Below are 13820 nucleotides of genomic sequence, written 5' to 3' on the forward strand. Positions count from 1 at the left end.
CAATCATCATTTCCATGCTGCTACACCCTCTTTCGTAAACATGCTATATAAAATCCATCTGTAAGGAAATAATGAGGCAAAATTTGCAATTGTCCATCTTTCACATACGGTCTTGCTACAAGCGGCAGCCGATCCCGAACAGTATCATCCCACTCAAAGTCTGGATGAGTCCGTAAAAATGCGTGAATGACTTGCTCGTTTTCTAACTGTTCAATCGTACACGTACTGTATACAAGTCGTCCACCCTTTTTTACAAGAGGGGCAATCTCTTGCAAAATTGCAAGCTGAATGTGAGATAAATGTTCGCTATCTTCCTGTTTTTTACCAAGCTTAATATCAGGCTTTCTGCGAATTACACCAAATCCGGAACACGGAGCATCAACTAACACTTTATCAAAGGATTCATCTTGAAACGAATTTCGGACTTTTCTAGCATCAAGTACCCTTGTTTCTATGTTTTGCAAATGAAGGCGTTTTGTCTGTGCATCAATAAGTCGTATTTTATGTGGGTGCAAATCTAATGACACTACATGTCCTGTTCCTTGTAATCGTTCGGCAATGTGACAAGATTTTCCTCCTGGTGCAGCGCAGCTATCTAATACCATATCTCCATCCCTTGGATCTAGTGCTCTTGCAACAAGCATACTACTTTCATCTTGAACAGATAGAAACCCATCTCGGAACGCTTTCGTATGTGCAACGTTCCCCTTTGCTATCACAATTGCATCTTCTGATAACACACCAGGTTTTGCCTCTACCCCCTCACTTGCAAGCATTGCAATTACTTCTTCTATAGTAGTACGATTTACATTTACACGTGCCGATGCCACTGGGGGAAGCAAGTTACCCTCACAAATTTGCTCGGCTTCTTCCATTCCATAACATGATATCCATTCTTTCACGAGCCATTCAGGATGACTGGTACGAATAGAAAGACGTTTTGCTTCATCTGAAATAGCCGTCAAGGGCGCAACACCTTGTCGTTGAATGGAGCGAAGCACACCATTGACAACGGAACTAATTCCTTTATGTCCTCGTTTTTTTGCAATCTCCACTGCCTCGAAAATAACGGCATGAGCCGGAACGCGATCTAAATACAGAAATTGATATAGAGAAAGTCGTAGTAGGACGCGTACCCACTGCTCTATATTTCCTCTGAGAAATGGTTTTAAATAATAATCAAGTACATCTCTTCGCTGAATTGTTCCATATACAATTTCGGTAAGTAGACCCACATCTTTTCCTGCTATTTTATTCTTTTCAATTAGTTGATTTAGCAGCAAGTTGCTATAGGCTCCGTTTTTTTCTACTTGTAGTAGCCCTTCAAGTGCAAGTTCACGCACATTTTTATTCATTCTTCTATTCCTACCTTTGTACCAACGCTAAGATGTGTCCCCCGTAAAAATTGTGCGCCTGTCATTCGTTTTTTCCCGGATGGCTGCAAATCTGTAATTTTAATTGCGGTTTGATTGCCCGTTGAAACAATAAATCCGTCATCTTCTATGCTGATTACGGTTCCCGGCTCTGCACTACTAGCTTGGATTTTTTCTCCCCACCAGACTTTCACAATTTGACCGAGCAATGTCGTATATGCAACCGGCCACGGATGCAAACCGCGTATGTGATTATAAATGATTTCTCCGTCTTTGCTCCAATCAATCTTCTCTTGCTGGCGTTTAATATTTGATGCAAATGTTGCTTGATCGTCATCTTGCTTAATTGGTGTGACTGTACCTTCTATAAGACGAGGAATGGTTGTTGACAATAACTCTGCTCCTGCCATGCTTAGCTTATCATGAAGCGTTCCAACAGAATCATGCTCTAAAATCGGTACCTCTACCTGTGTAATAATATCACCCGCATCAAGTTTTTCAACCATATACATAATTGTAACACCTGTTTTTTCTTTTCCTTGCATAATTGCGTAATGTATAGGAGCGCCTCCGCGTAATTCTGGAAGTAAAGAAGCATGTACGTTAATGCAACCATATTTAGGAGCATCCAGTAGTTCTTTTGGAAGGATTTGCCCGAAAGCTGCCGTAACGATTAAATCGGGCTGCAAGGCAAGTACAGGCTCGTATTCACTTTTCTCTCTAATTTTTAATGGTTGTAACACTGGAATATTATGTTTTTCTGCCTCCACCTTAACTGGCGGTGGTGTTAATACTCTTTTTCTTCCAACTGGTCGATCGGGTTGTGTTACCACTCCAATTACTTCATATCCATCCGCTAGTATACGACGTAATACGCCAACAGAAAAATCAGGTGTTCCCATAAATACTACTTTCACCATTTGAAACTCTCCTTTATGCTTCTTCTAACTCGCCAGGCTCATAATATCGATTTACTTTTGACGTAAATAAAACACCGTGCAAATGATCCAGTTCATGCTGAATTGCTCTAGCTAAAAATCCATCTGCTTCTAGTACAAACACTTTACCAAAGCGATTATTTGCTCGAACTTTAATATACTCCGCTCGCGTTACTTCACCATATAAATTGGGAAAGCTAAGGCAACCTTCGGGACCTATTTGCTCTCCTCGTTTTTCTATAATAATGGGATTAATAAAATCAATTCGTCCATGCTCATCATCTACATCTACAACTGCGATTTGCTGCGTTATTCCCACTTGCGGTGCAGCAAGCCCAACTCCATCACTGCTAAGCATCGTTTCATACATATCATTTAACAATTTTCTTATTTTCTTATCATAAACCAATACAGGTGCACATTCCGTTTCTAGCACCCTACTTGAATACTTCACTACATTTAATATTGCCATAACTTCCTCCACTACATGAGCATCGTTGGATTAAAATCAATCGAAATCTGTAACTGATGCTTTGCCATTTCTGTTTGATAATGTTCCAGTACAAGACGTAATACTTGTTGTAAGTTCGGTTCCCGTTTGTATTTTATCATGCATTGATATCGATATCTATCTTTTACCCTTGGTATCGGCGAGGCGGCAGGGCCAAGGATAAGAGCTTGCTGTGAGCATTTTTGTCTTAGAATGGATACAATCTGCTCGGTTGTGTGCACAGCTGCTAGTAATTCAGGATGCGAAACTGTTACAAGAGTTAAGTAAAAGTAAGGGGGATATTGATGGAGTTTACGTACATACATTTCCCGTTCAAAAAAAACATCATAATCCTGTATTTTTGCAAGCTGTATACTATAGTGTTCAGGTGTATAGGTTTGAATAACCCCTTCTCCTGGAAGCTCATGACGTCCTGCCCGGCCACTCACCTGGGTTAACAATTGAAACGTTTTTTCACTGGAACGAAAATCTGGTAAATGCAACATCGTATCTGCTGTTAACACGCCCACTAATGTAACGTTTGGAAAATCTAACCCTTTGGCAATCATCTGCGTCCCTAGCAAAATATCTGCCTTACCTTCTCCAAATATTTTTAGCAGTTTTTCATGGGAACCTTTTTTACTTGTTGTATCAACATCCATACGAATGATACGAGCCTCTGGAAATAACTTTTGCAATTCCTCTTCAACCTTTTGTGTTCCAGTTCCGAAAAAACGAATATAATCGCTTTCGCATGCTGGGCATACATTTGGAATGGGTTGCTCATACCCACAATAATGACATTTTAATTTCTCCTGCTTTCGATGATATGTAAGAGAAATATCACAGTGTGGGCATTGTAAAACATAACCACAATCTCGGCACATAACAAAAGTAGAATGCCCCCTTCGATTCAAAAATAAAATACTTTGTTGTCGTTTTTGAAGACGATCTGCAATCTTTTCATATAAACTTTTAGAAAACATAGAGCGATTTCCTTCTCTAAGTTCCTCCCTCATATCAACAATTTCCATTGATGGCATCATTTGATTATTCATTCTTTTCTTCATAGTAAGGAGCTTATACACACCTTTTTTCGCTCTGGCAAATGTTTCAAGGGTTGGAGTTGCACTTCCCAAAATAATTGGGCATTGATGATGAATGCCTCTCTCAATCGCTACATCTCTTGCATGATAACGGGGATTATCCTCCTGCTTATAGCTTGATTCATGTTCTTCATCAATAATAATAATACCTAGGTTTTCAAAAGGGGCAAATACAGCTGAGCGAGCGCCAACTACAACTTTTACTTCTTTCCGTTGAATTTTTCGCCATTCATCATATTTTTCTCCAACTGATAAAGCGCTATGTAAAACGGCAACTTGCGATCCAAATCGACCTTTAAATCGTTCGACCATTTGTGGTGTTAATGCGATTTCCGGAACGAGTACGATGGCTTCTTTCCCCTTCTTAATAACTTCTTCAATTGATTGCAAATAGACTTCTGTTTTACCGCTTCCTGTAACTCCATAAAGTAAAAATACATCATGCTGCTTTTCGTTAATACTAGAGAGAAGATTCGTCATCGCCTCTTGCTGCTCATCCGTCAGCATAAGTGATGTTGTTTTTTCAAAGCTATCATCATCATACGGATTACGATATACTTCCACATATTTTGTTTGTAAAAGCCCTTTCTTTTCCAATGCCTTTACAGGTGCATCCGTCACTTGTAATTGTTCTTTTAGCTGATGGAGAGATATGGGCTCACTATTTTCAAGAAAGTAATATAGAATGTCTTGTTGTTTTTCACTACGTAATGTTTGGACAATCTCTTCTAATTCTTGTTTGCTAGCTAGCGGCCATACAATACGTTGTTTCTTTTTTTGAACGCGATCCTTTACATCGTATACAACCTCAACTGCTCCATCAGCAACACTTTGACGAATAAACCGATAATAAGATTCATCAATAGCGCTAAAGTCTACCGAATTTTGCTCACCAAATAACAGTTGCAACTCTTGCGGGGCTGCTTTCAAGTTACGCATAACAAGATGTTTATTATAATTTGCTTTCATCGCTGTTGGAAGAATGGCTTGAAAGGCAGAAATAGTGAAGCAAAGAGTTTCCTTTGCTAACCAGAATCCCAGTTGTAGCATTTCTTCATTTAAAGCTGGCGTAACATCTAGCAAGGTCTCAATTTCCTTTAATTTATCAATTTCAACATCCAGTGTATCTTTCGTAGCAATTACGAAGCCTTGTAGCTTGCGAGATCCAAATGGTACAACAACCCGTACTCCTGTTTGTACAAGGTCTTCCAAGCGGTTTGGAATTTTATAATCGAATGGTCGGTCCGTCTGTTTCGCCGGAACATCCACGATTACACTCGCTATTTTCATATTTTCTCACCTAAGAAATGGCTGAGTTCCGTTAAAATATGTATGGCTACCTGTTGCTTGCTTAACTTAGGAAGAGAAACAATTTCCCCATTTCGCTTGTACATCGTGACAATATTTGTATCCGTTCCAAAACCCGCACCCTCAGCTAATACATCGTTAGCAACAATCATATCTAAATTTTTTGACGCTAGCTTTCCTTTTGCATATTCTTCTACTTTATTTGTTTCAGCAGCAAATCCTACTAGTGTTTGCTTCGTTTTTCGTTCGCCAAGTATTTTTAAAATATCTGGTGTTCTTTCTAATTCAAGTGTAAGATCGTCTGCCTTTTTCTTCATTTTTTCCTTATGAACTATTTTCGGACGATAATCAGCTACCGCAGCTGTTTTAATAACTGCATCCACCGCATCATACTCATTTAATACAGCGCGTAGCATATCTTCCGCTGATTCTACGTTCACTACACGGACACCCGCAGGAGGTTGTAGATTGGTCGGACCTGATATTAAAATAACCTCAGCTCCGCTCTGTACGGCTTCATCCGCTATGGAATATCCCATTTTTCCTGAAGAAAAGTTCGTCATAAATCGAACCGGATCAATTCTTTCACGGGTAGGGCCTGCTGTAATGAGAATTCGTTTGCCTTGTAGTGGTAAATCGCGAGAAACAAACGTTTCAAGCATGGCAACAATCGTCTCGGGCTCCTCCATCCGGCCTTTAGCCACATATCCACATGCTAGAAAACCTTCATTGGGTTCAATAAAATGGTAGCCAAATTGCTCCAACGTTTTTATGTTTTTTTGAACCGCAGGGTTCTCATACATATGTACATTCATAGCTGGGGCAATAAAGATAGGTGAGGTTACAGCTAGTAATGTAGTGGACATCATATCATCAGCAAGACCATTTGCCAGCTTTCCTATTACGTTCGCAGTAGCTGGGGCAATTAAGGTAAGATCAGCCCAATCAGCTAAATCAATATGCGCGATTACTGAAGAATCTTTTTCATCAAATGTATCGGTATACACATCATGACGTGATAAGGCTTGAAAAGTAAGTGGCGTAACAAACTTACGTGCAGATTCTGTCATAATAACCTTTACGATTGCACCTGCTTGCGTAAGTTTACTCGTTAAAGCAGCCGCCTTAAAAACAGCTATTCCACCTGAAACACATACTAATATTTTCTTTCCTTTTAACATTTTATTTCGCCCCATTTCTCTTCAAATGAAACTTCCCCAACTTTGGGATTCTCTATCGTAAAAAAATAACAACCTAAGTGTGAATAGGTTGTCGTCACTAAAATGGTTTAAACGAAAAGAGTATCGTCTTATTTCGGACTCTTTTCACCATATGGTTCAAAATTTAAAATCTTTGCTTCAATTTCTTCTAATGCTTTACCTACACATTTATCAGAAACAGGATTTTCAACCATGCAATCGTGTTTTTCTTGCATTTCACGAGCGCGCTTAGAAGCTACCGTAACTAGTGTGTACTTGCTATCAATTTTTTGTAATAAAGAGTCTATAGATGGATATAACATATTCAATCAACCTCCGTCATTTGTTTATAATACTTGGCAATTCTCTCGCGGCGGCAATGTTCACTCATAACGATTGCCTTAATCCGTTCGCAAGCTAGTTCTACTTCGTCATTCTCAACGACATAGTCATAGGCGTCCATCATGTCAATTTCTTCCTTCGCAACTGTTAAGCGATTTTGAATAACATCTTCAGTTTCAGTTCCGCGTGATACGATACGATTTTTTAATTCAGACAAACTTGGAGGAGCTAAAAAGATAAACACGCCATCTGGAAAAGCCTTCTTAACTTGCATAGCTCCTTGTACTTCAATTTCTAAAAAAACATCTTTTCCTTCTTGCAATGTTTTTTCCACATAGTCAATGGGTGTTCCATAGTAGTTATCAACAAATTTGGCCCATTCTAAAAGGCCATTTTTTGCAATCATTTCTTCAAACTCTTCTCTTGTTTTGAAGAAATAATCTACACCGTGTACTTCACCTTCGCGTGGTTTTCTCGTCGTAGCAGACACAGAGTAATGCAATTGAATATCCTTCTGTTCAAACAATGCTTTTCGAACTGTACCCTTCCCTACACCTGAAGGTCCAGAAAGTACAATCAGAAATCCTCTTCCTCTTCTCATATGTATGTAAACCCTACCCTTCGTCACTAATCTCTTCTTTGTCGTCCTTGTTGCTTGAATTTAACCTTTGAGCGATTGTTTCCGGCTGAATGGGGCTTAGTACAATATGCCCGTCATCCATAATGATAACGGCTCTTGTTTTCCGACCGTACGTTGCATCTAACAGAATGTTTTGCTCACGTCCTTCTTGCACAAGACGCTTAATAGGTGCTGATTCTGGACTGACGATCGCAATGATACGATGAGCAGACACGATATTTCCGTATCCTATATTCAAAAATTGCAACATGGTCACCTGTGCCTCCTAGTAAGTCTAACCGTATTCCTAAGCTACTAAACTGTATAGACAGCTATTCAATATTCTGTACCTGTTCGCGGATTTTTTCAAGGTTATTTTTCATTTCTACAACATATTTTGAAATAGTTCCATCATTTGCTTTTGATCCAATTGTATTCATTTCACGATGCATTTCTTGAACGAGAAAATCAAGCTTACGACCAATGGATTCATTGCTTTCCAACGTTTCGCGAAATTGTTCAAAATGGCTTTGTAACCTTACCAATTCTTCATGAATATCACAACGATCTGCAAACAGTGTTACTTCTGTTAAAATTCGTTGTTCATCGAACTCCACACTTCCTATTTCTTTCAACCTTGCTTCTAACCGTTCCCGGTATTTTTGTACGATAACCGATGAGAGGGGAGTAATACTTTGGACACAATTTTCAATGATTTCAATACGTTTAAGTAAGTCATTGTGTAGCTGCATGCCTTCTCTATCTCGCATCCCCTTCATCATGGTCACGGCTAAAGAAACCGCTTCATACAAACTTCCTTCAAACTCTTCATCTATTTTTTCAGCTTCTTCAATTGAAGTAACGTCAGGCATTGCTAATAGCTGTTGCGTGGTAATGGTAGTAGGTAAGTTAAATTTATTACCTGCTAAAACCATGATTTCCTTGTACTGCTCTAATAGCTCCCAATCTACCCGCAACTTTCTTTTAACAAGTCCTTCTCCTTCAACCGAAATCGAAACTTCAACCCGTCCCCGACGTACATTGGAAGCGATTACCTTTTTCACCTTATCTTCAAATATCATCAAATGTCTAGGCAGTCGTATATTAGTTTCTAAGAAGCGGTGATTAACCGATTTCATTTCTACAGTAATTACAAATGCATTCCGCTCTATCTTTGCTCGTCCAAATCCTGTCATACTCGAAATCATCTTATCACATCCAATAATGATATCTCTTAACGAAAAAGGTAATAGAGATTGTTTCTCTACTACCATATAAAATAATAACATATTTGCATTGCCTTGACTATTTATAGTTCACTTCTCCCTTCATAAAGAGTGGTCTTTTTTTCATTTTATGCTTCGTAAATATAGAACCCACTAATAAAAAGGTTGGAATCGCTGATAATGCACCAATTAAAAGCCAGTCTCTAGCCTCTATTGGACGCGTATTAAAGATTAATTGAAGCGGCTCATAATAAATAACCGCGAGCATAACAAGCATCGATAAGAGAACTGCACCTACTACGTATAAGTTGCCAAAAGGATTACGATGAAAGATAGAATGCTCACTTCGACAATCAAATACGAGTATAAGCTGAGACAAAACAAGGGTAGCAAATGTAACAGTTTGTGCGTAGTTTAGATCGTTTGGATTTTGGTTATTTGAAATAATGAAAGAAAGTAGAGTTACAAATCCAATTAAAAAGCCCCTACTTATGATTTTCCATCCTAATCCTCTGGAAAATACCCCTTCTTTCGGATGACGCGGTTTTCTCTTCATCACATCTTCCTCAGGAGCATCTAATCCTAAAGCCATCGCTGGAAGACCATCAGTCACAAGATTCACTAACAATATTTGAATAGGAACTAGAGGAAGCGGAAGTGCCAATACCATTGCAAATAACATGACAAGAATTTCTCCTACATTAGAAGCTAGTAAATATCGAATAAATTTTCGAATATTTTCATAGATATTTCTACCTTCCTCAATTGCTTCTTTAATCGTAGCAAAGTTATCATCGAGTAAAATGAGTGAAGAGGCTTCCTTTGCCACATCTGTTCCAGAAATCCCCATTGCGATTCCAATATCAGATGCTTTAATCGCAGGAGCATCGTTTACACCATCCCCGGTCATAGCTACAATATGATTTCGATTTTGAAGAGCTCTTACTATTTTCAATTTATCCTCGGGTGATACACGTGCAAACACATATGTCTTTTCTACAATTTCTTCCAATTCATCAACCGACATACGAGATAACGCTTCTCCATCTACAACCTTCCCGTCCTCAGGTAATATGGCAAGGTCCTTGGCAATGGCCATCGCTGTCACCTTATGATCTCCAGTAATCATAATCGTACGAATTCCTGCTTCCTTACATTGGTGTACAGCTGCCTTTACCTCTGGTCTTGGTGGGTCCATCATTCCTTGTAACCCCACGAACAATAAGTTTTTTTCTGCATCTCGTTCATCCACAATCACTTCGTTACTTGATAAGGGCTTATATGCTAAGGCTATCGTTCGCAGCGCCTTTGAGCCAAGCTGTGAAATAGCTTCTTGTACTTCTGTTTTATGAATGGACATAGACTGTGCTCTATTCGCCCATAAAATACTGCTGCATAGTTGTAACAGAACGTCGGGTGCCCCTTTGGTCACGACAAAACGTTTCCCCTTTGAATCCCTTATAATCACACTCATCATTTTACGAGTAGAATCAAACGGAAATTCTTTTTCTATCTTATATTGCGCTTGCAGCACCTCTCTTGTAAAACCAGCCTTCATGGCAGCTGCAATTAGGGCGCCTTCTGTCGGATCTCCGTCTAACACGTAATCTTTCTTTTTTTTCACGATAGTTGCATGATTACAAAGCACCCCAAATTGTAGCAATTGTTGCAAAGAGGAAACACTGGTCGGTACGATTTTTTTACCATTTTGCATAAATTCTCCCGATGGATTGTACCCTTTTCCTGTTACATTCCAAATCTCTCCACCAGACCAGAGATGGGTAACCATCATTTTATTTTGCGTCATCGTTCCTGTTTTATCGGAACAAATAACAGAAGCACAACCTAGTGTTTCTACAGCAGGTAATTTACGGACAATCGAATTTTTCTTAATCATTCTCTGTACACCTAACGACAGAGCTACCGTTACAATTGCTGGTAATCCTTCTGGAATTGCTGCTACCGCTAAGGATACACCAGCAAGAAACATATTATATATGTTGTTTCCTTGATATACCCCGATCACGACAACAAGTGCTGTTAACAGTAGCGCTACTACAATTAAAATTTTTCCAAGCTGTTCAAGTCGTCGTTGCAACGGAGTTTCATTTTCTTCCGCACTTTGAAGCAAATCTGCAATCTTTCCCATTTCTGTATTCATCCCTGTATTTACAACAACACCTATTCCTGAACCTCTCGTTACCATCGTACCCATAAACGCCATATTCGTTTGGTCCCCGAGCCCTATATGATCACTGCTTATTGCTTCCACCTTTTTTTGAACCGGAACCGACTCACCCGTTAAGGCGGACTCTTCTATGTATAAGCTAGTCGCTTCAACAACCCGAATATCAGCCCCAATTCGGTCACCACTCATGAATTTTATGACGTCCCCTCTAACGAGACCTTTAGAAGGAATCTTTATCCATTTTCCATTTCGCATAACCGTGACCTGGGGTGATGCTAATTCCTTCAATGCTTCAAGTGATTTTTCTGCTTTACGCTCTTGAAAAAAGCCAAGTATCCCATTAATTAGGACAATCGCAACAATAGCGATAGCATCGACTAGTTCTCCTAGTAGCGCAGAAATAATCGTTGCACCAAGTAAAACGAGGACCATAAAATCCTTGAACTGAGCGATAAATACGCTCCATGCAGATGGAAGTTTCGTTATACGCAAATCATTTGAACCGAATTGTTTATAGCGATTATTTGCTTCTATCTCTGTTAATCCCATCGACACATTCGTTTTCATTGCCTTTTCTACTTCATGTGTACGCAGTTCATACCAGTTCATCTCATTTCACCTCAGCTTCTCTTCTCTACTGACAGCATATTCAGACTCGTCCTAAAACATGCTATAATAAAACATTAGTTGGAATTGCAAAGGAGGAAAACAACTATGTCCTTTGATGGATTATTTACTAGAGCCATTGTTCATGAAATAGCGGAGCCACTTTTATCCGGACGGATTTCAAAAATATATCAGCCATCCAAATACGAGCTTCTTTTACACATTCGCTCTCAAAGAAAAAATTGTAAGCTGCTTCTCTCAGCACATCCTACCTATGCTAGAATGCACTTTACCACTCAAAACTACGATACGCCTTCTTCCCCCCCTATGTTTTGTATGCTTCTTCGAAAGCATTTAGAAGGAGGTATTATAGAAGAAGTTTGGCAAGATGAGCTTGAGCGGATTGTACATATTAAGGTAAGGAGCCGAAATGAAATTGGCGATGAATCGCTCAAAACGTTAATTATTGAAATTATGGGACGCCATAGTAACATCATTTTAGTAGAAACGAATACCAACACAATATTAGACAGTTTAAAACACATCTCTGCCAACGTAAATCGATATCGAACTGTTTATGCTGGAGGAACTTACATTGCTCCGCCATCACAGCATAAACAAAATCCGTTACGGATTGAATCAAAGGAAGACTTTCTCAAACCACTTGATTTTTTAGCAGGGAAAATGGACAAACAACTAGTTACTTCATTTTCCGGAATGTCTCCTCTATTAACGAAGGAAATTCTTTCATTAGCTGGATTAGCAAACGAAACAGCCTTGGAAAATTCCTTCTTCCAAACATTAGAAAAACTGAAAAACCACCAGTATACACCGACAATGGTTGTATCGGGGAACAAGGAATATTTCTATATGTTACCTCTTACCCATCTAACAGGAGAAGTGAAGGAATTTGCAACGTTAGGCGAGCTGTTAGATCGTTTTTTCTTTAGTAAAGATAACCGTGATCGTGTAAAGCAGCAAGCGCATGATTTAGAAAAGTTTATTCAAAATGAATTAGCGAAAAATGAGAAAAAATTACTGAAGTTACAAGCAACGTTACAAAGTGCAGAAAAGGCTGACCACTATCAGCTGCTTGGTGAATTGATAACGGCAAACATTTACGCCATACAAAAAGGGGACATGGTTGCGGAAGTTAGCAATTATTATGACGAACAAAATGCTACTATCTCCATTTCTTTAAATCCATTAAAAACGCCATCAGAGAATGCACAAGCCTATTTTCACAAATACCAGAAAGCGAAAAACTCTGTAACCGTCGTGATGGAACAAATCGAAAAAACGAAGGAAGAAATTTTATATTTTGAAGGCCTGCTCCAGCAGATGGAATCAGCTTCTCAAAAGGATATAGAAGAAATTCGGGAAGAGTTAGCTGAAGAAGGGTATATACGCAAACGAGCACAAAAAATGAAGAAAAAGAGTATTAGCAAGCCCATTCTTGATTTCTATACGTCCAGTGATGGAACAGAAGTTGTAATCGGTAAGAATAATAAACAAAACGAATACTTAACGCATCGCTTTGCGCGCCGGGATGAAATATGGCTTCATACGAAGGATATACCAGGTTCTCATGTTCTGATCCGAGCAACAGAGCCGAGTGAGCAAACTATTATAGAAGCAGCTACGCTTGCCGCTTACTTTAGCAAAGCAAAGCATTCCAGCTCCGTACCGGTTGACTTTACGAAAATCCGATACGTTAAAAAACCAAGCGGAGGTAAGCTTGGTTTTGTGACATACGATCATCAACAAACCGTGTATGTTACTCCGGAAGCAGACATCGTTATGCGATTAAAAAAATAAAATAAACGGATAGAATCTCTCAAAATAGAGCTTCTATCCGTTTATTTCGTTCTGATTCATAAAATCACATACTTCTCTACTTAACCAGCGGGATGTTTATGTTCTTTTATAACACGTAATGATTGCAATTCATAATCTTCGGCTCCTTTAACAGGAATACCAGCTTCTAGATTCCTTCTTGTGTAGATAAGATTTTCTTCTGTTATGATTTCACCTGGGATAAAAATAGGAATACCTGGGGGATACACCATAACAAATTCAGCAATCACTCTACCAGTTGATTCTTCAAAAGGAATGACTTCAGTTTCTGCATAAAATGCGTCACGTGGAGTTAAGGCAAGTACCGGTATACTTGGTAATAAAACAGGCATTTCTATATGAATATCTCTAAGATCGCTACATTCATTTGAAAGTTCCTTTAATGCATGGACAAGCGTCCGCAAATCTTCTTCCATATCACCATTTGTAATTATACAAAGAATATTATAAAGATCAGATAATTCAACCTCAATATGAAACCTTTCACGAAGCCATACTTCTACATCATACCCCGTAATCCCAAGATTTTTTACTGAGATAAGGAGCTTGGTAGGATCCATAGCAAATG

At 39.0% G+C, this 13820-nt stretch carries 12 protein-coding genes; 1 reads left to right on the forward strand and 11 read right to left on the reverse strand.

The window, feature by feature from the left end; all coding sequences use genetic code 11:
• Positions 1-20 precede the first annotated feature (20 nt).
• The 10 genes from rsmB to AC11ZT_RS08080 form a co-directional block, all read right to left on the reverse strand.
• Positions 21-1355 carry a 16S rRNA (cytosine(967)-C(5))-methyltransferase RsmB gene (rsmB, locus tag AC11ZT_RS08035; RefSeq protein ID WP_484059103.1) on the reverse strand — a complete coding sequence of 445 codons (1335 nt, stop codon included), beginning with the start codon at positions 1353-1355 and terminating at the stop codon, positions 21-23.
• Positions 1352-2293: a methionyl-tRNA formyltransferase gene (gene fmt / locus AC11ZT_RS08040; protein WP_484059104.1), complete on the reverse strand. Its 942-nt coding sequence runs from the start codon at positions 2291-2293 to the stop codon at positions 1352-1354. Before fmt ends, rsmB begins: the two co-directional genes overlap by 4 nt.
• A gap of 13 nt (positions 2294-2306) precedes the next feature.
• Positions 2307-2783: a peptide deformylase gene (def, locus tag AC11ZT_RS08045; protein ID WP_484059105.1), complete on the reverse strand. Its 477-nt coding sequence runs from the start codon at positions 2781-2783 to the stop codon at positions 2307-2309.
• 11 nt (positions 2784-2794) lie between these two features.
• Positions 2795-5197 (reverse strand): primosomal protein N', encoded by a 2403-nt coding sequence (priA, locus tag AC11ZT_RS08050; RefSeq protein ID WP_484059106.1) that lies wholly within the window; start codon positions 5195-5197, stop codon positions 2795-2797.
• Positions 5194-6396, reverse strand: a complete 1203-nt coding sequence (gene coaBC, locus AC11ZT_RS08055) for a bifunctional phosphopantothenoylcysteine decarboxylase/phosphopantothenate--cysteine ligase CoaBC (protein WP_484059107.1) — start codon at positions 6394-6396, stop codon at positions 5194-5196. The genes priA and coaBC overlap by 4 nt, the downstream gene beginning before the upstream one ends.
• A 128-nt stretch (positions 6397-6524) precedes the next feature.
• Positions 6525-6737: a DNA-directed RNA polymerase subunit omega gene (gene rpoZ / locus AC11ZT_RS08060; protein ID WP_379967140.1), complete on the reverse strand. Its 213-nt coding sequence runs from the start codon at positions 6735-6737 to the stop codon at positions 6525-6527.
• Between the two features lie 2 nt (positions 6738-6739).
• Positions 6740-7357, reverse strand: coding sequence for a guanylate kinase (gmk, locus tag AC11ZT_RS08065; RefSeq protein ID WP_484059108.1), 618 nt, complete (start codon positions 7355-7357; stop codon positions 6740-6742).
• A gap of 13 nt (positions 7358-7370) precedes the next feature.
• Positions 7371-7646, reverse strand: coding sequence for an extracellular matrix/biofilm regulator RemA (gene remA / locus AC11ZT_RS08070; protein ID WP_379970247.1), 276 nt, complete (start codon positions 7644-7646; stop codon positions 7371-7373).
• 61 nt (positions 7647-7707) lie between these two features.
• Entirely contained in the window at positions 7708-8583 is an 876-nt protein-coding gene (locus tag AC11ZT_RS08075; protein WP_484059109.1) for a YicC/YloC family endoribonuclease, read from the reverse strand.
• A 97-nt stretch (positions 8584-8680) separates the two neighbouring features.
• A complete protein-coding gene (locus tag AC11ZT_RS08080; protein ID WP_484059110.1) occupies positions 8681-11398 on the reverse strand; it encodes a cation-translocating P-type ATPase in 2718 nt (905 codons plus the stop codon).
• 105 nt (positions 11399-11503) lie between these two features.
• Between AC11ZT_RS08080 and AC11ZT_RS08085 the strand changes: the two genes are divergently transcribed.
• A complete protein-coding gene (locus AC11ZT_RS08085; protein ID WP_484059111.1) occupies positions 11504-13213 on the forward strand; it encodes an Rqc2 family fibronectin-binding protein in 1710 nt (569 codons plus the stop codon).
• An 80-nt stretch (positions 13214-13293) separates the two neighbouring features.
• Here AC11ZT_RS08085 and AC11ZT_RS08090 read toward each other — a convergent pair.
• A partial coding sequence (locus AC11ZT_RS08090; protein WP_484059112.1) for an Orn/Lys/Arg family decarboxylase occupies positions 13294-13820 on the reverse strand: 527 nt, incomplete at its 5' end.

Source organism: Ectobacillus sp., from assembly GCF_056992975.1.

Coding starts and splice junctions, on each gene's coding strand:
- rsmB (WP_484059103.1), bottom strand. CDS start 1,355: ATGAATAAAAATGTGCGTGAACTTGCACTTGAAGGGCTACTACAAGTA.
- fmt (WP_484059104.1), bottom strand. CDS start 2,293: ATGGTGAAAGTAGTATTTATGGGAACACCTGATTTTTCTGTTGGCGTA.
- def (WP_484059105.1), bottom strand. CDS start 2,783: ATGGCAATATTAAATGTAGTGAAGTATTCAAGTAGGGTGCTAGAAACG.
- priA (WP_484059106.1), bottom strand. CDS start 5,197: ATGAAAATAGCGAGTGTAATCGTGGATGTTCCGGCGAAACAGACGGAC.
- coaBC (WP_484059107.1), bottom strand. CDS start 6,396: ATGTTAAAAGGAAAGAAAATATTAGTATGTGTTTCAGGTGGAATAGCT.
- rpoZ (WP_379967140.1), bottom strand. CDS start 6,737: ATGTTATATCCATCTATAGACTCTTTATTACAAAAAATTGATAGCAAG.
- gmk (WP_484059108.1), bottom strand. CDS start 7,357: ATGAGAAGAGGAAGAGGATTTCTGATTGTACTTTCTGGACCTTCAGGT.
- remA (WP_379970247.1), bottom strand. CDS start 7,646: ATGTTGCAATTTTTGAATATAGGATACGGAAATATCGTGTCTGCTCAT.
- AC11ZT_RS08075 (WP_484059109.1), bottom strand. CDS start 8,583: ATGATTTCGAGTATGACAGGATTTGGACGAGCAAAGATAGAGCGGAAT.
- AC11ZT_RS08080 (WP_484059110.1), bottom strand. CDS start 11,398: ATGAACTGGTATGAACTGCGTACACATGAAGTAGAAAAGGCAATGAAA.
- AC11ZT_RS08085 (WP_484059111.1), top strand. CDS start 11,504: ATGTCCTTTGATGGATTATTTACTAGAGCCATTGTTCATGAAATAGCG.